This is a genomic window from Borrelia persica No12 (genome assembly GCF_000500045.1).
In the GTDB taxonomy this organism is placed as follows: domain Bacteria; phylum Spirochaetota; class Spirochaetia; order Borreliales; family Borreliaceae; genus Borrelia; species Borrelia persica.
Genome location: NZ_AYOT01000146.1, coordinates 333,094 through 356,073, shown reverse-complemented (window position 1 = coordinate 356,073; position 22,980 = coordinate 333,094). Strand labels below are relative to the sequence as shown.

Genomic DNA, 22,980 nt, shown 5'->3' with positions numbered 1-22,980 from the left:
TTTCTCCTAATTCAATTTTTTTATTTGTTCCGTTATTTGTTCTTCGCTGAAAGGTTTTGTAATATACCCTTTTGCTCCAAGTTGTAAGGCTTTTGTAATCAGATCTTGCTTTCCAAGTGCTGTAACCATTAATATGTTTAGTTTACGCTTCAAATTCTTGTTAAGTGTGGTTATTCTGTCAAGTGCTGTAATGCCATCCATGCCCATCATAGTTATATCAAGAGTTATTAAGTGAAGGTCTGCATGTTCTTCAAATTTTTGGACGGCTTGAATACCATCTTCTGCTTCAAAGAATTCATTGAATCCTAGTTTTTTTAATATCTTAATTAGATTCTTACGCATAAAAATAGAATCGTCAACTATTAAAGCTTTTTTATTTTCTTCCAAATTTCATACTCCTTGTTTAATTTTAACATAATAGTGTATGAAAAATCATTTAATAAAGATTTTGTATTTACTTTAAATTTTAAGATGAATAATTTTATTACTCAATAATCTTTGTTTAAATTTTATATTTTTTTGTTAAAATGTATTGTGGGGTTTTTTCAATAAATTTGATTTCAATTTATGAGCAAAAGTATAGAAGATGAAATTTTATCTTTAAAGAATGTTATTAGAAAATGGGATAAGGAATATTATGTTGATTCTTCGCCTAGTGTGGATGATTTTACCTATGATCAGGCTCTTTTACGATTGCAATATTTGGAGAGTGAATATCCTGAATATCGCACTTTAGATTCTCCTACTCTGAAATTTGGAAGCGATCTTTTAAATGATTTTAAAGAAAGTGAGCATTCTTTTCCTATATTGAGCTTGGATAAAAGTTATGAGGTTAAGGGATTATTGTCATGGATTGAGAAAATAAATTTAGAAGGTTCTAAATTAAGTATTGATACAGGCATTTCAGTTGAACCTAAAGTAGATGGATGTTCAATTGTTCTTTATTATAGGGATGGAATACTTCAAAAAGCTTTAACTAGGGGAGATGGGAAAATTGGTAATGATGTTACTGAAAATGTGAGAACAATTAAGAATGTTCCTTTATGTATCGGAGCACAGGTTGAATTGGTATTGAGGGGTGAGATTTATATTTCTAAGAAAAATTTTTTAGAAATAAACCGTACATTAAATAATGCTTATGTTAATGCTAGAAATTTAGCTTCAGGTATATTGAGAAGAATAGATAGCAGAGAAGTTGCGAAGTTTCCTTTAGATATTTTTGTTTATGATATTTTATATTCTAGTTTGGAATTTAATACTAATGATGATGCTTTGCTTAAGCTTAAACAATTTGGATTTAAACTTAATCCTTTTTACAAGTTTTTTCATGGTAGTAACTTGGGTGAAGAAATTATTAATTATGTTAAAGAAATAGAAGAACAGAGAGATTGTTTTGAATATGAGATTGATGGTGTTGTTCTGAAGGTTGATAATTTGAGTTTAAGAGAGATTTTGGGATATACTTCTCATCATCCTAAATGGTCAATGGCTTATAAATTTAAGTCTTTCACAGCTGTTAGTAAGGTGATTGATATAATTGTTCAGGTTGGTCGCAGTGGTAAAATTACACCCGTTGCGAATATAGAAAAAGTACTTATTGCTGGAGCTTTTATTAGCAATGCAAGTTTATATAATCAGGATTATATAAATTCGATTGGATTAAATATTGGAGATATTGTTGCAATTTCAAGGCGTGGAGATGTAATTCCTGCTGTTTCATTGGTGATAGAAAAGCTTTCTGTTGGTAATTTTAAAGTTCCTATCAATTGTCCTTCATGTAAAATGGCTTTAACAAAAGAGGGGGTAGATTTTTTTTGTGTCAATAGACATTGTCCTTGTAGGATTATTGGGCATATAAAATACTTTTGTAGTAAAAAATGTATGAATCTTGTGGGATTTTCAGGAAAGACAATAGAATTTATTTTTGGTATGAATTTTATATCTTCAGAATTAGATCTCTATACATTTAATTTTGATAAACTTATTGGTCTTAAGGGATTTGGTTTAAAGAGAGTAAATAATTTGAAGCGTTCTATTAAAGAGAGTAAAGAGAGACCATTTAGAAAATTGCTTCTTGGTATGGGAATTAAGGAGCTTGGGATTAATACAATATTATTGTTAATAAACAATAATATTAATTCGTTTGATTCAATTAGTCTTCTTTGCAAAAATAAAGAAGATGCTCTTGCTAGTCTTTTGAAAATTAAGGGAATAGGGGAGAGAATAGCTTTAAATATTATTGAAGCATTTAATGATAAGATTGTTCTTGACAAATTTAATTTCTTTAAAGAATTGGGATTTAAAATGCAAGAAGATAATATCAATTGTGAGGGTACTTCTTCTTTATTTGGTAAAAAATTTTGCATAACAGGTTCTTTTGATGAATATTCTAGATCTGTGCTTATTGACAAGATTACTAAAAAAGGTGCTATTTTTTGTAGTTCAGTTACTAAGCGTTTAGATTTTTTACTTGTTGGTAAAAAGCCTGGAGTTAAATTGAAACAGGCTAATGATTTGGGCATTAAGATTTTGAAACTTCTTGATATATTAGAGATCTTGTAAGTTTAGATGAGTGAATCTATTTTATTATTCTTACGTTTTTAAATTCTGATGTTAAATTTTTGTATAGAGTGTTTATATCGTTTGTGTATTCTACTTTTATTAAGTTTCGAAAAAATTTTTCTTTATGTTTTAATGATGGGTTGATGAAATGAGTTTTAACATTATATTTTGGTATTAATTTATAAATTTCTTTTGCTCTGTATAAGTTTTGTGTTGGTTCTATTTCGATATAATATCCATTGGATTTTTTAAAATCAAATTCACTACTTTGAACTTTAAAATTATAGTTATTTGAATGCGTATCTGGATATATTTGGAACTCAGCAGTTTTTATTATAGTGTTTTTATTTATTGTTATATCTTGAGGAGAAAATTTTTGTGTTTTCTCTTGTGATTTTTTGTTTTGATATTTGCTTGAATCTCTTTTTGCGTATTTTTTTAATCCTTTTTGAATTTTTAAAATATCATTTTCATTGTCTTTTAATCTTTTATCTAATATATTTATTTGTTCTTGTTTTTGTTGGATTATATTTTTATTTTCTTTGTATAATCCTTCATTTTCTTCGATTTTATCTTTTAATGTGTTTATTATTTTTTCTATTGAAAATAAGTTATTTTCGATATTTTTTAAGCTGTTGTCATAGGTGTTTTTAAAGTTTGTTAATTCGTTTTGAAATGCTATTAAGGTTTCTCCATTATTGTTAATTTTACTATTAAGCTCGCCTAGTTGTTGAGCATTGTTATTGATTTTATTGTCAAGTTGTCCTAATTGTTGAGTGTTGCTGTCAAGTGAATCTTTGTTATTGTTAATTTTACTATTAAGCTTGCCTAGTTGTTGAGCATTGTTATTGATTTTATTGTCAAGTTGTCCTAATTGTTGAGTGTTGCTGTCAAGTGAATCTTTGTTATTGTTAATTTTATTGTTAAGCTTGCCTAGTTGTTGAGCATTGTTATTGATTTTATTGTCAAGTTGTCCTAATTGTTGAGTGTTGCTGTCAAGTGAATCTTTGTTATTGTTAATTTTACTATTAAGCTCGTCTAGTTGTTGAGCATTGTTATTGATTTTATTATCAAGTTGTCCTAATTGTTGAGTGTTGCTGTCAAGTGAATCTTTGTTATTGTTAATTTTACTATCAAGCTCGCCTAGTTTATGAATATTGTTATTGATGAAATCTTTATTGTTGTTAATTTTACTATCAAGCTCGCCTAGTTTATGAATATTGTTATTGATGAAATCTTTATTGTTGTTAATTTTACTATCAAGCTCGCCTAGTTTATGAATATTGTTATTGATGAAATCTTTATTGTTGTTAATTTTACTATCAAGCTTACCTAGTTTATGAATATTGTTATTGATGAAATCTTTATTGTTGTTAATTTTATTATCAAGCTTACCTAGTTTATGAATATTGTTATTGATGAAATCTTTATTGTTGTTAATTTTATTATCAAGCTCACTTAATATGGGATTTTCTAAATTAAAATATTCTTGTTCTTGGGCATATGTGTTGTATATATTTTCTTCAGGTGGGTAATCATAGGTTTCATTTGAGACATATTCGTTCTGATTGTCTTTATATTCTTGTTCATTATAAGCATTATTTTTTGTTTGATAAGAATAATTTATTAAATTTTCTTTTGTGTTGATTAAATATTTTATCTTTTCAATTTCTTCTTTTAAATTTTTTATTATCATTGCGTATTCTTCGTTTTTTCTTCTTATTGATTTTATATTTGTTTCTTTTAAGAGATCTTCTATGTCCATTATTTTTCTTTCATAGTTTTCGATTCTCAATTTTAGACTGTCGATGTTTTCTATAAACCAATCATCATCCATATTGTCTTGTACTAAATCGACATCTTGTGTAAATATGTTATTTTGTGTTTGTCTGTTGTTTGCTATTTGAATTTGTGTTGAATCTTGAAATTGTTTATTTGGTTTCTTTTGTAACGTGTTTACATTACTTTTTGTTGAAATTTTGTTTTTGTTAAAATAAATAGTTTCGTTTGCATCCTTAAAGTTTTCACTTAAATCCTCTTTGGGAATATAAATTTTTGAGTGATTTAGGATATAATGATGTGAATGTTTTTTTGTTCCTCCAAAAAGCAATGTATAGGAGAGCAGCATGAAAATTTTATATATTATTAAAAATGTCTTTTTACCTTTATCCATAACATTAATACCTTATGAATATTATTTGATATTCATTTAATTTTGATATTATCATAGTTTTAAAAATTGATCAAAAGGAAATAAGATAATTTGTATAATAATTTGGGATTATTTTTATAGTCATTATATGGTTTAATTTTAATATAAATTAATTACATATTAATACTGTTAAGTAATATAATTTGGGCAATTTTAATTATTGTAGTTTGATTTTAATTTGCAATATTTAATTTATAATAGTAATTTTATTGGTATTGTGTCATAATGGTACAAATAGAAAAAAATGATAGATCTTGATTTTTTGTTTTAATTAATTGTTTATGCAGTTAGAAAATATGGATGAAGTTTGGGTTTTACCAGTTTGTTATAATATCAAAAATTCGGTTATTGAAGATTTTGAGCTTCCAGATGAATACAAAGATCAAGTTTTTAATATAAGTTATAAAGATAATATTACATTTGAATTTATTGATATTGTTGATTGTCATAAATTTAACTTAAAACTTTTTGATAATAAAATAGATTTTGAAGGGCAAATTCCTTTAGTTTTGTATTCTAATAACTTGGAGCTTTTGTTAAAAGCAGAATTAGATGTTATTTTTAATTCAAAGCCCATTGAACAAAGTGATATTTATTGTGATTCTAGCTTGAAAGAATCAGGTGAGTTTAAAGTTTATAATTCTTGTTATGAATTTTCAGGTCATTTAAATTATTGTAGTGACTTTATTTTAGTGAAAGTATTATTTAGCGATGATAATTTAATTATTGATGCTGATCTTGATAATATTGCATTAGTTAAACAGATTATTAGTAATAACTTTTGTATTGCCAAAGATAAGATTATTATTAATCCTATTAATAATAATTGTGTGAGTATTTTATTTCCAGTTGTTTTTAATGCTGTTTTGCAAGGTATAGTGCTTTCTAAAAAGCTTGGTATTAAGGTTAATGTTATTTATTATAAAAGACATTTTTTAATGGCAGAGTCTTTAAATTTAGAATTTTCAGTTGTAAATTGTTTGTCAACGGAAAATAGGCTTAATAAGATTATGTTAGATCTTAAAATTAATAGGCCATTAAATTTTTTATATAAATTTTATTTGCATTATTTCAATAAAATTTTTAGTAATTTGTTTTTTGATGTATTAATACATATTAATTTTGTATCTACTAATAGTAATGCTGTTTTTTTTTGTGATAATCATTTTTTATTTGGAATTTCTATTTATAGTTTTATTTATTCAAATTTTTATAATCTTGCAGTCAGTTTGTCACTTGAGCCTCTTAGTTACTTGCTTAGTCATGTTAAGAGTGAATATGATGTTTTTTTTAAGCTTGTAAGGGCGATGGATTTGAAAAATTTTATTATGCGCAAGTCATCTTCTATCAGTTTAAATAATGAATATGGTATTTTGGATATCAAGAGAAAAGGTATAGGATTTGCTTTTTTAAGTTTAGATTCTAATATAGATTTTGCTTGTTTGGATGGTAGTAATTTAACTGTCTCTATGAATTTATATAAAGATAAGTTAGATGTATTGATTCCTTACAGAATAATAGATGTTAATTTGATGAATTATTTAAGAAATGTTTTGGCTAAAACTTTTAATTTACCTTATATTGATGTCAATTTTGTTGTTAATCATTCTTTTGAAGGTGATGTTGAATTTCCTGTTGCATTGTTCAAGGAATCTTATCTTATTGAAAGGGCAGTTTTGTCTATGAAAGAAGAGCTTGCTTTGATGTTTGATGGTGATGTTAAGAGAGAATACCCTGTTATGGTTAGTCAGGATTTTGTTGTGGATATAGATAAAAAATTTCATGTTGCCTGTTCTCTTGAAGTTGATATAGTAATACATTCTTTTAATATTGTATTTAGTAATGTGAATTTTTTTGTTGAGAATGGTAAATTTGATAAACTTAAAATAAATAATAAACGTGCATTTTCGATTTTTAATTTGGCAGTTGATTATGTTTTTGGAAATATTACTTATGATATTGTTGATTCTGTGGGACTTGAGTTTATTGAAGATGGTGAATTTGTTTTTTCTTTTAAGGTATTATTTATTGCATCTGTTTCTGCAATTCAAACATCATTAATTCAGGCTTTTGATTTTAATATATGTAGAATGCCTATTGAACTTAAGAGTATTCTAAATAATTGGAGTGTACGCATTGATACTAATTAGCTTTAATTTGAATGGAGAAAATCTTTCAAAGGGTATTGAACTTTCTTTGAGTACTAAAGAGCTTTTAATTGATATTTTTTATTCAGGTGAGAGAAATGTGATTGAAAAGATGAATCAAAGATTTTCATTAGTGCTTTTAGATTTAAAACCTGTATATTCATCTTTAATGCCAGCTTGTATGTTAAATGGACGTAGTATTATTACTGTTGAGGGTTTAGAGAATACCAGTTTTTATAATACATTAATTAAAATTTTATTGGATAGTGATTTTGGGTTTTGTGCTAATTGCTTTTCGTCTAATGTATTATTATTTTACTATCTTTTAAAACGTAAAGTCATAATTAGGTCTGATATTTTAGGGTATTATAATATATTAAAGTGTCATTGTCTTGATGTTAATACCTTTTTGGATCTTTATTTGCGATTGGAAGAGTTAGAGAGAAAATGAGTAGTATGAAGGTATATTATCCTGAAAATTTTAATGCACTTGTTAGTTTGTTTCAGCAGAGTGCAAATAATTATATAATTTATAATGAGATTGATTTTCATAAGAATCCTGAAATTTTTATGAAAAGTGACTCTGATAACTTTTTTATAATAAATAATTTTGAAAGGTTTGATAAGATTTTTCTTAGAAGCAATTTTTTGGAAATAGGTCCATGTGTTACTTATGATTCAGTTTTGCAATTTGGGGAGAGAAATATTCCAAGATTGTTTTATGAGTTTATTTCTATGTTCAATGATCGGATATGTCTAAATAGCATTAATATTGCTAATGGATTTTATTATAAGAACACAGTTTTTGATTTATATCCTTTGTTGTTAAGTCTTGATGCACAGATTGAATTTAAAAATATTTTGACCAAAAAAAACTATACTTATAATGCTTATAGTATTAATAGAGATGACTATATACAAAACCGTCATACTTTATTTTTAAGTAAAGTAAAATTTCCAATTACAAATTTGTGGAATAAAAGTTTTTACAGCAGAATATTTGATTCTGTTTTTTCATTTAATTTTTTAGAAGAGGTAAATATTATCTTTATTTGTGTTCTTTTAAATGTTAAAAGAGATGTTATAAGTGATTTTTTGATGAAAATATTTTATAATGACAAGGTTATTACTTTAAGGGATTTTCAAGTTTTACTTTTAAATAAATCTTTGCCTTTATCTTTGGTTGAGATTGAAGATTCTCTTAAAATGTTAGATAAAAATATTCGGGATGTTAAAAATTTTAGTTTGGAGGAGAGAAGTTTAAGGCTTATAAAAAATTTTTATTTTGATATATTGTTTAATTTTTAGTCTTGAAAAATTAGCATTGTTAAAAATTGTTAGTTTTTGGGTTTAATTTGAATGATAAAGCAATAGAATTAATTTATCAATTTGTTTTTATGCATTATAATATTTATTTGTTAGTAACTTAATCAAAAAAATAATTATTCAAATAAAGGGGCTTAAGCTTATGGTTAAAAAAGAGGCTACAATTAAAGCCGTTAATGGTTTACATGTTAGACCAGCATCAACATTTGTCAAAAAGGCTAAGGAGTATGTTAGTGATATAACTATTGAAGCTGATGGAAAATCTGTTAGCGGAAAGAGTTTATTTCGGTTGCAAACTTTAGAACTATCTTCTGGTAAGAAGCTTATGGTTTGTGCTGATGGTGATGATGAGGAGAAGGCTGTTTCTGAACTTGTTGCACTCATTGAATCTTTTAAAGAATAGGTATGGAAGGTTGATATGACTTTATCGGGGAAAAGAATATCTAAAGGGATAGGTATAGGAGAGGCACTTTTTATCAAAAAGGATTTTGATAAATTGATTGATAAATCAAAGATTACTTCTTTACAAATTGATGATGAGATAAAAAAGTTTAATGATGCTAAATTAAAGGCTATATCTGTGTTGAGAGATCTTACAAAAAAGGTTGTATCTCAACTTGGTGTTGATAAGGAAGGCATTTTTGAAGGGCAGATGTTAATTATTGAAGATGATGAGCTTTCTGAGTCTGTTATTAATTTCATTAAGACTGAACATTATGGTGCTGCTTATGCTGTTTATCTGTCTTTTGAAGGATTAATTGCAAGCATAGAGGAATATTCGGATCTTTATTTAAAAGAAAGAGCTTCTGATTTTAAGGATATTAGGAATAGGCTTATTGCAAATATTTTAGATAAGTTAGTTGATCTTGCTGAGATTAAGAGAGATGTAGTTCTAATTACTGAAGAATTGACACCTTCTGATACAATGCAAGTTGATTTAAGTTATGTTAAGGGTTTTGTAACTACAGTTGGTGGGGAGACTTCTCATGCTGCTATTTTAGCAAGGACAATGGGACTTCCAGCTCTTGTAATGACACCTTTAGATATTGCTCAAATTAAAGAAGGTGAGCAGTTGATAATTGATGGTATCTCTTCACTAATTATTGGTAGTCCTTCATCTATTGAACTTGATACATATGCTAATAAGATACTAAAGCATAATGAACATGAAAAAGAGCTTTTTGAGTTGAAAAATCAATCTGCAATAACCAAAGATGGTATTGAAATATTTCTGAAGGCTAATATTGGAACACCAACAGATATTTTTTATGTTAATAAATATGGACTTGATGGCATAGGACTCTTTAGAACAGAATTTTTATATATGGAATCTTCAAAGCCTCCTACAGAAGATGAGCAGTTTGAAGCTTACAAGAGAGTTGTAGAGAATATTGAAAAAAAAGGTGTTGTTACTATTCGTACTCTTGATATTGGTGGAGATAAGGAAATTTCATATTTTAATTTTCCAAAGGAAGAAAATCCTTTTCTAGGGTATCGTGCTCTTAGAATGTATATGGATTATGAGGATTTAATACAAAATCAATTTAATGCGATTTTTAGAGCTAGTCATTATGGGAAAATAAGAATTATGGTTCCTATGCTTACTAGGTATGAGGACATTGAGGTAATTAATTATTTTGTAGATAAAGCAAAAGCAAATTTAAAGTCTAGGGGTTTGCCTTTTGATGAGGAGTTAGAAGTTGGATGCATGATAGAAGTTCCTTCTGCTGCTTTACTGGCTTCTGAGTTTGCGGATAAATTGGATTTCTTTAGTATTGGTACTAATGATTTAACTCAATATACTTTGGCTGTAGATAGGGGCAATCAAAAAATATCAAATTTATATGATAAATATAATCCTGCTGTTTTAAGATTGATTAAAAATGTTCTTGATGCTGGAAATAATTTTGGTATTGATGTTTCTGTTTGTGGTGAGCTTGGGGGAGATGAAGCTGGAGCTTTAATTCTTATTGGACTTGGCTTTAAATCTTTAAGTATGGTTCCTAGTGCTTCGCTTCGAATTAAATATTTGCTTAGAAAATATACTATGTCAGACTTAAATGAATTGGCATTTAAAGTGTTACATAGTAAATCAGAATCAGAGACTTTAAAATTTTTAGATAAATATATAGGAGAGTAACTTATGGGATTTTTAGGTTTTTTTAAAAAATCTGCTACTTTAGATTTGATAGCACCTGTTAGTGGTAAGGTTGTTTCAATTGATAAGGTTCCAGATGAGGCTTTTGCTGAAAAGATAGTTGGGGATGGAATTGCAATTATGCCTACTGGAAGTGAGTTGGTTGCGCCTTGTGATGGAAGTATTGGTAAAATTTTTAAAACCAATCATGCATTTAGTCTTGAAACTAGAGAGGGCATTGAAATCTTTGTGCATTTTGGTATTAATACTCTTAATTTAAATGGTAAGGGATTTACAAGAGTTGCTGAGGAAGGCATGAGTGTTAAACAGGGTGATACTATTATTAGACTTGATCTTGAATATCTGAAAGCCAATGCAGAATCAATAGTTACTCCTGTTGTTATTGCAAATTCTGATGAAGTTTCAAGTATTGAATATGTTTTTGGCAAGCTTGACGATGGTTCTGAATATGTTTTGCCTTCTACTACCACTTTAACTGAAGAGATTAAGACTCAAATATCTCAGACTAAGCCTGTTGAGGCGGGTAAAGATATAGTACTTAAAGTTAAAAAGTAAGTTTGCAAGCTTATGCTGCAAACCTACTTTTGTCGTATTATATATTTTGTTCTAACATTTCATTTATTATGTTTATGAATTGATTTGGATTTTTACTTGGTAATCCTGAAGTAATTATTGCTTCTTCAAGAAGAATGATGCTTATTTTTTCTAAATTTGCATCGTCTAGATTTTTTAGATTTTTAATAATTTTATTGTTTGGATTAAGTTCAAGAATTGGTTTTATTTCTTTGACTTCTTGTCCCATTGACATCATTATTTTTTGCATTTGATAAGTGGGATCAGTGCTGTCAATTATTATTGCCGATGGTTCTTGTATTAGTGTTGCTGATAGAGATACATCTTTAACATGATCTTTTAATATTTCTTTTATTTTAGAGAGTATGTCTTTAAATTCTTCTTCAATTTGTTTGAAATTTTCATCTTTTAATTCATCACTTGTTTCGTTTTTGTTTATTGCTTTTAATTTGATTCCCTCATATTCTGTGATGAAATTTAAAATAGCCTCATCAATCTCATCATCCATAATAAGAGTTTCATATCCTCTCTCTTTATAAGCACTTACAATAGGATTGATTTTAAGAATATTTTCCTTCCCTCCAGTTATGTAATATATGCTTTTTTGTTCTGCAGGCATCCTATCTTTATATTCTTTTAATGATACAAACCCATCTACATTAGAAGATTTGAATCTAATTAGGGATATTAACTTGTTTCTGTTATCAAAATCAGAATAAACCCCTTCTTTTAAACATCTTCCAAATTCTTTAAAAAATTCATTGAATTTGTTAGGATCATTTTCACTTAATTTTTCAAGTTCACTAAGTATTTTTTTTATGGAAGATACCTTTATTTTAGCTAATATTTTATTTTGTTGTAAAATTTCTCTACTTACATTTAGAGGCAAGTCTTGGCAATCTATTATTCCTTTTATAAATCTTAGATAATTTGGAAGCAAACTGTCAGCAGAATCTGTAATGAAAATTCTGTTTATAAATAATTTTACGCCAGGTTTAGTATTTGGATAATATAGATCGTAAGAAGCTTTGCTTGGAACATAAAAAAGATTTGTGTATTCAATACTTCCTTCAGCTTTTGTATGAATATGTAGCAATGGGTTTTCATAGTCAAGGGTTAAGTTTTTATAAAATTCATTATATTCTTCATTGGTGATTTCATTTTTATTTTTTGTCCAAATTGCTGTTGTGTCATTTAATTTTTCTTCCCTTTCTTCAACACCTTCTTGTTTGCCGTCTTTCATTATGGGTTCTTGATATTTAATAAAGATAGGGTAATTTACGTGATTTGAGTATTTTTTGACAATTTCTTGGATTTTCCATTTGTTAGTATATTCAGTTCCTTCTTCATTAAGGTGAAGTACTATTTCAGTTCCATTGTCATCTTTGCTTGTTTCATTGATTTCGTATCCTGTTTTGCCATCACTAGACCAGATATATGCAATATCTTCTAAAATTTTTTTTGTGATAACTTCAACTTTTTCTGCTACAATAAAAGCACTATAAAATCCAACACCAAATTGGCCAATAAGGCTTGCATCTTTTTTTTCGTCTTTCTTTAACTTATTTATAAATTCTTTAGTACCTGATTTTGCAATGGTTCCCAGATGATTAATTAAATCTGTCCTGTTCATACCAATTCCATTGTCTTTTATCTTTATGCACTTCTTGTCAAAGTTTATTTCTATTTTGGGATCTAATTTTATATCTTTAAATTTTTCATCAGTTATGTTTAAAAACTTAAGTTTGTCAATAGCATCAGAGGCATTTGATATTAATTCTCTTAAAAATATTTCTTTGTGTGAATAAAGAGAATGTATTATTAAGTAAAGTAAATCATTAACCTCTGTAGTAAATTGTTTTTTCATAAAATTCTCCTGTCTTGTATTGGTTTAATCTTTACTTTTTTTATAATATAACATAATCTAAAAATAATGAATAAATAAGTTTTTTTATGATCAAAATTAGGATAGGGGATGGTGCAATGGATATTGGTATTTATGGACTAGGAGTTATGGGTAGTAGTTTGGCATTAAATATTGCCGATAGTGGTTTTAATGTTTCTGTTTATAATAGGGATAATGAGAAGACAGAAGTTTTTCTTGTAAACAATCCGCATAAAAAAATTAGTGCTTTTAAAGATATTGAAACTTTTATTGGAAGTTTAAAAAAACCTAGAAAGATCTTTTTAATGATATCAAGTTCGGCTGTTGATGGGGTTATTTGCGAACTTTTACCTTTAATTGAAAAATTTGATATCATTATTGATGGTGGAAATTCTTATTATAGGGATACTATAAGAAGAGAGCAAGATTTATCTTCTAAGGACATTTATTTTGTTGGGCTTGGCATTTCAGGTGGTGAGAGAGGAGCAAGATTTGGGCCTTCTTTGATGTATGGTGGAAATAAGAAAGCTTATGAATTAATTGAACCTATTTTAAATAAAATAGCTGCTAAGACTAATGAGGGAGACATTTGTTCTGCTTATTTGGGTAAAGATGGAGCTGGGCATTATGTAAAGATGGTTCACAATGGAATTGAATATTCAGATATGCAACTTATTGGTGAAGCATATTTTTTTATGAAAAAGGCTTTTAATTTAGATAATTTGAGAATTGCTGAAGTATTTGATAAGTGGTCAGAAGGTGATTTGTCGAGTTATTTGATAGAGATAACATCTAAAATTTTAAAATATAAAGAGAATAATGAATATTTAATTGACAAAATTTTGGATGTTGCAAATCAAAAAGGTACTGGAAAGTGGGTATCAATTGAGGCTTTGCAGTTAAATGTACCAGCAAATTTGATTTTTGAATCTGTATTTGCACGAGCTCTATCAGGATTAAAGCATGAACGGGTAATTGCTAGTGATATCCTTAAGATGGATATTGACTTTGTCGAATTTGATCTTAGTGATTGGATTTTAGATTTATATTATGCTCTTTTAGTTGCTAAGATATTAGCTTATTCTCAAGGATTTATGATTCTTAAGAATGCATCTGTTAATTATGCTTGGGATTTAAACTTGGGAAAAATTTCTTTAATTTGGAGAGAAGGTTGTATTATTAAGAGTGTTTTTTTGTCTAAGATTAAATTAGCTTATGACAAAAACCCACATCTTATTACTTTGCTTTTTGATGATTATTTCTTAGATATAATAAAAAATCATCATAAGTCTTTAAGACGTATAGTGTCAAAGGCCAGTGAGATTGGGATACCTTTGCCAGCATTTTGTGCAAGTCTTTCTTTTCTAGATTCCTATTCTACTAATTATTTGCCGGCAAATTTAATTCAGGCTCAAAGAGATTTCTTTGGTGCACATAGTTTTGAGAGAATAGATTCAAATAGAGGTGAATTCTTTCATAGTACTTGGGAGTAATTTTGGGTTGTATTATTTAAATATAATATTTAATAAATATTCCTCCTATTATATTTATCTTAAGTCCTAAGTAGAGGTATTGGTATGCAACAGATGGTGCGTTTGATACAAATTCTATTGAAGGTGCTATTTTAAGTCCAAGTTCTATGTTATCTGTTATATCATAAAAAATAGCTATTGGAATTCTAAATCCAAAGCCCATTTCCATATCTTTATAATTTGATTTGTGGGATGATATGTGTATATTGCTCCCAATTCCTGTTCCAATAAATAGTTTTTCTATTAATGGTATTGTAAATATTAAGTCAATGGCTGAGAGTACAAATACATTAAAATCGTATTTTTTTGATTTGAGCATTTTTTTTGACAGGTTAATACCATTGGTTCCTCCGTAGCCTATTTCAATATCAATAAATGGGAATGACATAATATAGTTAAATATTGGATTTCCAATACTTCCGCCAAATCCTATTTTTCTATCTAAATATGAGCTTTTGCCAAATGCATTAACCCATATGCTTGATATTAGTATTATTATTAGTATTATTTTTTGCATCAGGTCCCCGATAATTTATCTTTGTATCTCACATTATATTTTATCTTTAATTATTAATAAAATTTATAAAAAAATCTTTTTAATTGAAATTTTTTTAAGCTGCATAATGTTAATTATGTTTTTTATTTTTATGCAAGCCAAAGTTTTATACCAAGTCCAGCAAATATTTCCCATTTTTGTCTTGGATTGTCATTTCCTTTTCCCCATATGTTGATTCCTGGACCTGTTTTTAAAAATAAGTCAAAATGCCTTTTGATAACTGGTAGACTTAAAGAGAGAGAAATTTTGATGCCAATGTTTGTTGCATTAGATATTTTATTTGTTGTTTGCCATTGAGATAGCCACCATAACCCATAAACTCCAATTCCCAGTGAAGCATTTATGGTTTTAAGTTTGTCAAATGTGCTTGATGAGAATACATTAAATTCTATAGATGCAAATAATGTATTAAAGTTTTGAAATAGGTTTTTAAGTCCATTGTAAATTCCAAATTCTATTTCAATGTTTTTTGCTAAGGTAAATTGAAATACATTTGGAAATGGTCCAAGTATTCCAATTCCAAAATAACCTTTATTTTTTGTATCTTTGTTTTGTGCTGAAACATTAAAATAATTTATTAATAAAAAAATTAAGATTATTCTTTTCATGTGACAATCAATCCTCTCATTCTTAAGTATATATTCGATTTTTTCAAATAAAAAGAATGATGTTAATTCTTTATGTTTACATAGAATATATATTATGAAAACTTAAGTGAATTTTGTATTTTGTAGGTTGATTTATTTGTTATCTGTTTTATTTGTGTTTAATTTATATTGTTATTTAATTTTAAAAGAGAAGTAATAGGTACTTCTCTTTTAATTTGTACGTTCATTTTTATTCAAACCAATATCTAATACCAAGAGCAGTAAACATTTCCCATCTAAATCCAGCTCCTCCACTCCAAATATTAAGTCCAATACCGGGTGCTATTTTTAAAAATATATCAAATTTTTTTCTAAATATTGCCAGATTTAATATTAATGGCAATCTGGCTCCTATGCTTACTGGACCACTTTTTGCTTGGAAGTGACTCCATCTGGAGAACCATATTGTTCCATATCCACCACCACCAATTGCGAAATCTAGAACATCATTTAATTCTTCAAAAGTGTGCATATAAAATATGTAATCTAGTGCAAAGAATAAAGTTTGCCAATCCTGAAAAAGATTGTTTACTCCGCTATAAATTCCTAAATCTATGTCAAAGTTTTTGATGTTAAATTCTAATGCAATTGGAAATGGTAATAAAATCCCTATTCCAAACTTACTTCTTGCCGTTGAATTTGGAAAAGCAGATATTGACAATAATAATAGTATTAAGGCTAATATGTTTTTTTGTTTCATAGATTTTCCTTTAATATAAAAATTAAATTTTGCATTGACATAATTCAATCTATTTTAATAGATAAATTGTATTTGTGATAGATGGTTTAAATTATTTAGTCTTGTTATTTTAAAATAAAAACAACAAGACTAAATAATTTAATTGCAAATCTTTTAAACTTAGTTGTAAATGAATTTGCCACCTATATTATGTTACAATAGCAATATAAATGCAATAAGTTTAAATTAGGTTTATAGATATAGTCCTAGAAAAACAAACATACGTATGGAACACATTATCAAGAATTTTGGTTAAGGATAAATAATGCAAACGGGTTACCTAAAATAGGATTTTCGAAATTAAATTATATGGGAAATTTAGAAAGAGTGAAATTATAAGAAATATAACAATATAAAGGATATTTTTATCAAGTATTTGTACAATCATTTTTGGAATCAAAAGATGCTAAAATATAGAAGCTGATTGTATAATCTTGATTTAAAAGTGGTGATTTATAAATTATAGATTGACATTTATATTGAACATTGATATTTGTTTAGTATTGAGGTTTTTGATTTATAATTGATACATAATAGTATGTTGGATATGTTAAATTTGAATAAAATTTATGATAGTTATTTTAGTTAGTTATATTATTAAGAAGAGGCATTTATGGAATTAGAAGTAGATATGCAAGATACATTGGGTCAATATCTTTTATTTAGTTTAGATGAACTTTATGCAATTGAAATTAAATATGTAGTTGAAGTATTAGAATATACTAAAATTTCAAAGATACCAAGGACTCCTGATTATATGGCAGGAATCATTAATAATAGAGGAAAGATAGTCCCAATAATTGATATTAGAAAGCAATTTGGTATGGAAGATCGTAAATTTAGTGATGATGAGGTTAAGAGAAAGGAAGTTAATATTTCGAATATTATTATATTGACTCTCACACATGAAGGCGATGAGTTGAGTCTTGGAATTTTAGTAGATCATGTTAATGAGGTTCTTGAGTTGAGTTCTTCTGATATTGATGATGCTCCAAGGATTGGTGTGGGTTTTAATTCAAGATTTATATCTGGTATTGGTAAATATAATGATAAATTTATTGTTATTCTTGATGTAAAGAATTTATTTGATATTAAAGAACTCTCTAAATTTAAAAATACTACAATAGATAATCCTGGTGATGAGTAGGAGTTTTGAGTGTTATGATTTATAAACCAGAAGGAGAACTTGTAGTAAATAATATTTTTAAAGTTAAAGAAGATCTTTTAAGTATTCTTAAAGATATGAAAGAAAAAGATATATTGGTGATTAATCTTGCAAATGTAGAAAAAATAGATGTTACTTTTATACAAATTTTGTATTCTTCTAATAAGTATGCTAAAGAGAAAAATGTATTGATCAAGATAGAGTATCCTTCTGATGAGGTTTTAAGTTCGTTGATATATGGTGGATTTCTGATAGATATTGAGGATATTGATAACTTAGATTTAGGCCTTAGTTTGATTGAATTTTAGTTTTATTTGTTTAAGGGCAATTTATGAATAGCAGTGATGTAATTGATAAATTTAAAGATTCTTTTAAAGAGGAGTCTATAGAAAATATTTCAGATATTGAACATGCACTTCTGAATATTGAGTTTGAGTCTGGAGAGGAAGTTATCAATTCTATTTTTAGAAATTTTCATACAATAAAGGGTAGTGCAGGAATGTTTGGTTTTAATTTGACAGCTTCCCTTGTGCATGAAATAGAGACGCTTCTTGATTCTATAAGGGGAGGGTTGGATAAATTTAATGAAGATACTGTTGATGCTACTTTAATGGCGGTTGATTTTATTCGTGAACTTATTGAAGGAGATGAGGCTATTGATGAGGTTGCATATAAGGATCGTGAAAAGAATTTGATAGATATGATTAAAAAGGGACTTGGTGTTGGTGTTAAGGGTGATATGAGCTTAAATGCTACTAGTGAAGTTCAAAGTTTATCAAATAATTTAGATTTGCAAGAATCAGAATTGGATTTGTCTTTAAATCAAAATGGATATGAGGATGAGGCTTTACGTGTTGATACTAAAGTTTACAAAATAATTTTTGTGCCTTCAAGAGGAATTTTATTTCATGGGCATAAACCTATCAATTTTTTAAAAAAGTTATTGGATTTAGGCAATGGACAAGTTAGAGCTAGGGTAGGAAATATTCCTGATTTGGAGTTTATATCTCCTGATAATGTTTATGTTGAGTGGGAAGTAAAACTTGAGACAGAAGAGAGTAAAAGTGCCATAGAAGATATTTTTATGTTTTTGGATGGGCAGTCAAAATTTGTTATTGAAGAAGTTGATGCATCTTATGAAATACCTTATGGTTTTGATTTCTTGACAAATAGTGTAATTCAAAATGTTGATGAAGTGTTTTCTAAGGAGGATCAAAAAGACTTATCAAAACAAAAAGAACCTTATAATAAAGTTGCTCTTAAGGCTAATGTAATTAATGTTAATGATGATACTGCTAAGAGCAAAGTAAATATTGCAAGCATTAAAGTTGATTCAAAGAAATTAGATCATTTGGTAGATCTTGTTGGTGAACTTGTTACAATTCATTCTAAACTTGCAAAAGAGGCTGAGACTAATAATAATAATATTTTAAATTCAATTTCAGCTGAATTTTCTTTACTTATTAATGAACTTAGAGATTATACTACAGGACTTAGAACAGTTCCTATTGATATTTTGTTTGTAAAATTTCAAAGAATAGTTAAAGATCTCTCTGTTCAACTTGGTAAATCAATTCATTATTATTCTCAAGGTGGTGATACTGTTCTTGATAAGAGTATTATTGAAAGATTAAATGAGCCTTTGGTACATTTAATCAGAAATGCAATTGATCATGGAATTGAACTTAGTGAAGATAGAGTAAAAGCAGGAAAAAATTTCCAGGGGATGATTAAGCTTTCTGCTCAGCAATCGGGTGATTCTGTAATTGTTATTATTGAAGATGATGGTAGGGGACTTGATAAATATAAAATAATTAAGAGAGCTATAGAGAGAAATATAATATCTGAGGCTATATCTAGAACTTTATCTGATGTGGATGTTTATAATTTGATTTTTGAACCTGGGTTTTCAACAGCAGATGTTGTTACAAATATATCGGGTCGTGGTGTTGGAATGGATGTTGTTAGAAAACAGGTAGAGTCTCTTAGAGGTAGTGTAGTTATTGAGAGTGAGTTTGGTAAGTATACGCGAATAAAGTTGATTTTTCCTTTGACTTTGGCAATTATTGAAGGATGGCTTGTTAGGGTTAAAGATCAGCATTTTATTGTTCCTTTATCTAGTGTTGAGTCTTGCCTTGAGGCTGATAAATTAGATTCTAAAGTATATGGGCTTGAGAATGGTGGCAATGTCATGACTTATAGGGGAAGTATGATTAGCTTTATACGGTTGAGAGAATTTTTTGAGATTTCTAGTAAAGAGAGTAATAGTGAACATGTTGTTGTTGTAAATACAAATAGTGGTAAGATGGGAATTGTGGTAGATGAGGTTTTGGGACAACATCAGACCGTTATAAAAACTTTAGGTAAGATTTATTCTAAAGTAGAAGGAGTTTCTGGGGCTACAATACTTGGAGATGGAAGTTTAGCATTAGTCATTGATATTGATACTATAACTAAAATTATAAGGTAATGTACTTTTAAAGTAACGTATCTTGGTTTTTATAAAGGTAGGTTTATATTAAATAATAACAATGAAAATTTTGGTAATTGATATTCAAGGTCTTATAAGGCAAGTTTTTGTTAGAGCTTTTTTAAAAGATGTAAATGTAGAGATATTAAATCCAGGTTCTAATTCTTTAAATCTTATTAATGTTTTTTTGCAAAAATTTCCTGATTTAGTGATTATTGACGAGAATACAGCTAAGTCGCACTTTGGAAATGCGCTTAATAATGTTCTTAATAATATTTCGCTTCCTGTCGTTTTTATAGCAGAGGATGAAATTTATCCAAAATTTGGGTTTCTTGACTCTAAAAAAGAAAAAATTAAATTAATAATAAATAAACTTAACTTTAAACTTACAGTTAATCTGTTTAGAAGTGATTATTTGGATTTGATAAAATCTGAAATTAAGAGATTAGCTGATCATCAATTTGTAGCTTCTTTTGAAACTAAGAGAATCAAAGCTCCTGATTCTTTTGAAAAATCTGATAATAAAAAGCTTGAGAGAGATATTGATAATATAACTAAGAGTTATAAGGTTTCAGATGTTATTAACGTTTCTCCTAAAAATGATCCAGACGTTATTCTTAAATATAAAGGTGTGGTTAATAAAGATAAAACAGGAAAGGTGATTTTTGTTGGATCTTCAACTGGAGGCACTGAGGCTTTGAGAATTTTTTTAAAATCATTTAAAAAAGATTCTCCTCCAATTGTTATTGTTCAACATATGCCAGGAGGTTTTACAACATCTTTTGCAAAAAGTTTAAATAATGAACTTGAAATTGATGTAAAAGAGGCTGAAGATGGAGATATTTTAAGACCCGGTCTTGTAATAATTGCAAATGGTCATTATCATTTAATTGTGAAGTATGCTAATGGAAATTATTTTGCTAGTCTAGTAGATGGTCCTCCAGTTAGCAGACATAAACCTTCGGTTAATGTATTGTTTCGTTCTGCTGCTATTTTTGCAGGAGGAAATGCTATTGGGGTTATGCTTACGGGAATGGGGGATGATGGTGCTTGTTGTATGCTTGAGATGAAAAAAAGTGGTGCGTATAATATTGCACAAGATCAAGTTACGTCTGTAGTATTTGGTATGCCTATGGAGGCAATAAAGATAGGTGCTGTGGACAAGGTCCTTCCTTTAAATGAAATATCTGAGTATATTTTAAGGAGATCTTAATGGAAAATGATGATATATTTTTAGATATTGACCCGCATATTAATAAAATATTAACAAAACTTGAGAATTTTGATAATAATTCAAGATTAGTTTATGCAAGCTTAAGTAAGTCAATTCCTCGATTAATAGAAAGGCTTTCTAAGGATATTAAAGATTTGTCTTTTAATATTGGGTTTATTTCTAATCTTGATATCGATAATGATTATTCTCTAAATAATTTTATATCTAAGGTAATCAGAGTACTTAATGATTTCGTATCTTATTTTAATTCTTCAACTGAAATTCTTGAATCACAGTTTAGTGTAATAAGGGATAAGGTTAAGGATATAGAAATTCTTGAAGATGTAATTGAAAAAATGAAAAAAAGTTCTATCGATATGGAAATAATGTCGATTAATACACTAACTGTTGCCATGAGGGCTGGGAGAGCAGGAGGCGCTTTTTCTTATATTACAAATGAGATTAAAATCTTAACTCAATCTATGATTAAGCAAGCAGATCAGCTGACTAGTAAGGGTAGAGATATTAAAGTTGGACTTGATCGTGTTAAGGAGCAAGTCCTTGAAAATAATACGGCTGAAAATAAAATCCTTGAAGAGTTTAAAGAGGATTTGATAAAAAATATTGATGAATTTTCAGGAGGTATTGGAGAAGTTATTGCCTTTTATGATAACATATTAGGAATACTGAATGAATTTAAATTTAAATTTGTAAATGCCGTATCTTACCTGCAGTTTCAAGATAGGCTGACTCAGTCTTTACATCATTTAAATGTTATGTATTCTAGTATTGATGTTTTTAAGTTTAGAGATATAAGTGAGATTCAAAAGTTAAAAATTTTATCTGTTTTTACGGATTCGTCTAAAATGATAGTTAGAGATATTATTTCTAAATTAGATGAAAATCTGATGACTTTTGAAGAATTTATTGATACGTCTATTTCTTCTATTCAGACCATTAATGATTTAAAGTCAGATAGTTCTTTATATCTTGATATTTCAAAGGCTGTTGAATCTTGTTCCATTATTTTATCAAATTTACTTAGGAGAATAGATGATGTTGAAAAAAATAATTCTAATTTTTTAAATCTTTATTATGAACAAATTAAGCTTGTTAAATCTTTAGAATTAATGTTTTCAAATATTTCAGCTATTTCGTCTAGATTTCAAAATATCAATATAGCTTCTAAAATAGAAGTTGTAAAAAGAGTTGAACTTGAAGATATGAAAGGCAATATTTCTGAGATGTCCAAGATTATTAGTAATATTGATTTAAATATTACTAAAGGACGAGAATTTTTATCTCAAATAATATTTTTCTTTGAAAAAGTTGTAAAAGATTGTGACAATCGCTTTTATATTGAAAAAAATTATTTTAATAAATTTAAAAAGCTATTTATTGAGATAAAGAATAATATTGTTGAAATAAAGAAAATTGCTATTGATAATGTATTATCTTATGAAATGTTTCCCGTTGATTTTTTAGAAATATTTGAAGAGGTAAAATTAGATATTCATAATATTAAATCTTTAAGAGAAGATCTTGTAAATCTTGAAAAAATTTTAATTGAAATGGAAAATAATGTTAATGATGCTCTTAATGTAGAATTGTTAAGACATGATCTTAAGTGTGTTGATGTTGAAGACAAAGAGTTTGTTCGTAGAATTGCTAATAGATTTACTTTGTTTGTTCACAAGAAGTATTTATTGTCTCTTATTGAGGATGAAAAGGATGTTCATTCATTTGATGAGGGTAGTGTAATTTTGTTCTAACTTTTGTATACTTTTTATATGTA

General features: G+C 27.6%; 19 protein-coding genes. 13 read left to right on the top strand and 6 right to left on the bottom strand.

All coding sequences use genetic code 11. The features are described from left to right. Positions 1 to 6: 6 nt before the first annotated feature. Positions 7 to 387: a response regulator gene (locus U881_RS0104880; protein WP_024653487.1), complete on the bottom strand. Its 381-nt coding sequence runs from the start codon at positions 385 to 387 to the stop codon at positions 7 to 9. Positions 388 to 567: 180 nt separating this feature from the next. Here U881_RS0104880 and ligA point away from each other — a divergent pair, with 180 nt between their 5' ends. Beyond that, entirely contained in the window at positions 568 to 2,562 is a 1,995-nt protein-coding gene (gene ligA / locus U881_RS0104875; RefSeq protein ID WP_024653486.1) for an NAD-dependent DNA ligase LigA, read from the top strand. 16 nt (positions 2,563 to 2,578) lie between these two features. On the opposite strand, the gene U881_RS0104870 is transcribed toward ligA, so the two are convergent. Continuing rightward, positions 2,579 to 4,735, bottom strand: a complete 2,157-nt coding sequence (locus U881_RS0104870) for a coiled-coil domain-containing protein (RefSeq protein WP_024653485.1) — start codon at positions 4,733 to 4,735, stop codon at positions 2,579 to 2,581. Between the two features lie 320 nt (positions 4,736 to 5,055). On the opposite strand from U881_RS0104870, the gene U881_RS0104865 reads away from it, so the two are divergent. From U881_RS0104865 to crr, 6 genes are all read left to right on the top strand, one after another. Continuing rightward, positions 5,056 to 6,924, top strand: a complete 1,869-nt coding sequence (locus U881_RS0104865; RefSeq protein WP_024653484.1) for a hypothetical protein — start codon at positions 5,056 to 5,058, stop codon at positions 6,922 to 6,924. Then, the gene (locus tag U881_RS0104860) at positions 6,911 to 7,372 is read left to right on the top strand and encodes a (2Fe-2S)-binding protein (protein WP_024653483.1); all 462 of its coding nucleotides are present in this window, start codon (positions 6,911 to 6,913) and stop codon (positions 7,370 to 7,372) included. The genes U881_RS0104865 and U881_RS0104860 overlap by 14 nt, the downstream gene beginning before the upstream one ends. Next, positions 7,369 to 8,229, top strand: a complete 861-nt coding sequence (locus tag U881_RS0104855; RefSeq protein WP_024653482.1) for an FAD binding domain-containing protein — start codon at positions 7,369 to 7,371, stop codon at positions 8,227 to 8,229. Before U881_RS0104860 ends, U881_RS0104855 begins: the two co-directional genes overlap by 4 nt. Before the next feature lie 160 nt (positions 8,230 to 8,389). After that, entirely contained in the window at positions 8,390 to 8,650 is a 261-nt protein-coding gene (locus tag U881_RS0104850; RefSeq protein ID WP_024653481.1) for an HPr family phosphocarrier protein, read from the top strand. A 15-nt stretch (positions 8,651 to 8,665) separates the two neighbouring features. Further along, positions 8,666 to 10,387 carry a phosphoenolpyruvate--protein phosphotransferase gene (gene ptsP, locus U881_RS0104845; protein ID WP_024653480.1) on the top strand — a complete coding sequence of 574 codons (1,722 nt, stop codon included), beginning with the start codon at positions 8,666 to 8,668 and terminating at the stop codon, positions 10,385 to 10,387. Positions 10,388 to 10,390: 3 nt separating this feature from the next. After that, positions 10,391 to 10,960 (top strand): PTS glucose transporter subunit IIA, encoded by a 570-nt coding sequence (crr, locus tag U881_RS0104840; RefSeq protein ID WP_024653479.1) that lies wholly within the window; start codon positions 10,391 to 10,393, stop codon positions 10,958 to 10,960. A gap of 37 nt (positions 10,961 to 10,997) precedes the next feature. Here the strand turns inward: crr and htpG are convergent, their stop codons facing one another. Beyond that, positions 10,998 to 12,845 carry a molecular chaperone HtpG gene (gene htpG / locus U881_RS0104835; RefSeq protein ID WP_024653478.1) on the bottom strand — a complete coding sequence of 616 codons (1,848 nt, stop codon included), beginning with the start codon at positions 12,843 to 12,845 and terminating at the stop codon, positions 10,998 to 11,000. Between the two features lie 116 nt (positions 12,846 to 12,961). Between htpG and gnd the strand changes: the two genes are divergently transcribed. After that, positions 12,962 to 14,356, top strand: coding sequence for a decarboxylating NADP(+)-dependent phosphogluconate dehydrogenase (gnd, locus tag U881_RS0104830; protein ID WP_024653477.1), 1,395 nt, complete (start codon positions 12,962 to 12,964; stop codon positions 14,354 to 14,356). A gap of 16 nt (positions 14,357 to 14,372) precedes the next feature. Here the strand turns inward: gnd and U881_RS0104825 are convergent, their stop codons facing one another. The 3 genes from U881_RS0104825 to U881_RS0104815 form a co-directional block, all read right to left on the bottom strand. Further along, the gene (locus tag U881_RS0104825; protein ID WP_024653476.1) at positions 14,373 to 14,912 is read right to left on the bottom strand and encodes a BAPKO_0422 family outer member beta-barrel protein; all 540 of its coding nucleotides are present in this window, start codon (positions 14,910 to 14,912) and stop codon (positions 14,373 to 14,375) included. Positions 14,913 to 15,040: 128 nt separating this feature from the next. Continuing rightward, on the bottom strand, positions 15,041 to 15,559 hold the full coding sequence (locus tag U881_RS0104820) for a BAPKO_0422 family outer member beta-barrel protein (RefSeq protein ID WP_024653475.1): 519 nt from the start codon (positions 15,557 to 15,559) through the stop codon (positions 15,041 to 15,043). Positions 15,560 to 15,788: 229 nt separating this feature from the next. Next, complete coding sequence (locus tag U881_RS0104815) at positions 15,789 to 16,298, bottom strand: BAPKO_0422 family outer member beta-barrel protein (RefSeq protein ID WP_024653474.1); 510 nt, start codon at positions 16,296 to 16,298, stop codon at positions 15,789 to 15,791. Positions 16,299 to 16,950: 652 nt separating this feature from the next. Here U881_RS0104815 and U881_RS0104810 point away from each other — a divergent pair. From U881_RS0104810 to U881_RS0104790, 5 genes are all read left to right on the top strand, one after another. Further along, the gene (locus tag U881_RS0104810; RefSeq protein ID WP_024653473.1) at positions 16,951 to 17,484 is read left to right on the top strand and encodes a chemotaxis protein CheW; all 534 of its coding nucleotides are present in this window, start codon (positions 16,951 to 16,953) and stop codon (positions 17,482 to 17,484) included. 14 nt (positions 17,485 to 17,498) lie between these two features. Then, on the top strand, positions 17,499 to 17,810 hold the full coding sequence (locus U881_RS0104805; protein WP_024653472.1) for an STAS domain-containing protein: 312 nt from the start codon (positions 17,499 to 17,501) through the stop codon (positions 17,808 to 17,810). Positions 17,811 to 17,833: 23 nt separating this feature from the next. Further along, positions 17,834 to 19,972 carry a chemotaxis protein CheA gene (locus U881_RS0104800; protein WP_024653471.1) on the top strand — a complete coding sequence of 713 codons (2,139 nt, stop codon included), beginning with the start codon at positions 17,834 to 17,836 and terminating at the stop codon, positions 19,970 to 19,972. A gap of 61 nt (positions 19,973 to 20,033) precedes the next feature. Further along, positions 20,034 to 21,185, top strand: coding sequence for a CheB methylesterase domain-containing protein (locus tag U881_RS0104795; RefSeq protein ID WP_024653470.1), 1,152 nt, complete (start codon positions 20,034 to 20,036; stop codon positions 21,183 to 21,185). After that, positions 21,185 to 22,957 (top strand): BB0569 family chemotaxis protein, encoded by a 1,773-nt coding sequence (locus U881_RS0104790; protein ID WP_024653469.1) that lies wholly within the window; start codon positions 21,185 to 21,187, stop codon positions 22,955 to 22,957. The genes U881_RS0104795 and U881_RS0104790 overlap by 1 nt, the downstream gene beginning before the upstream one ends. Positions 22,958 to 22,980: the final 23 nt, after the last annotated feature.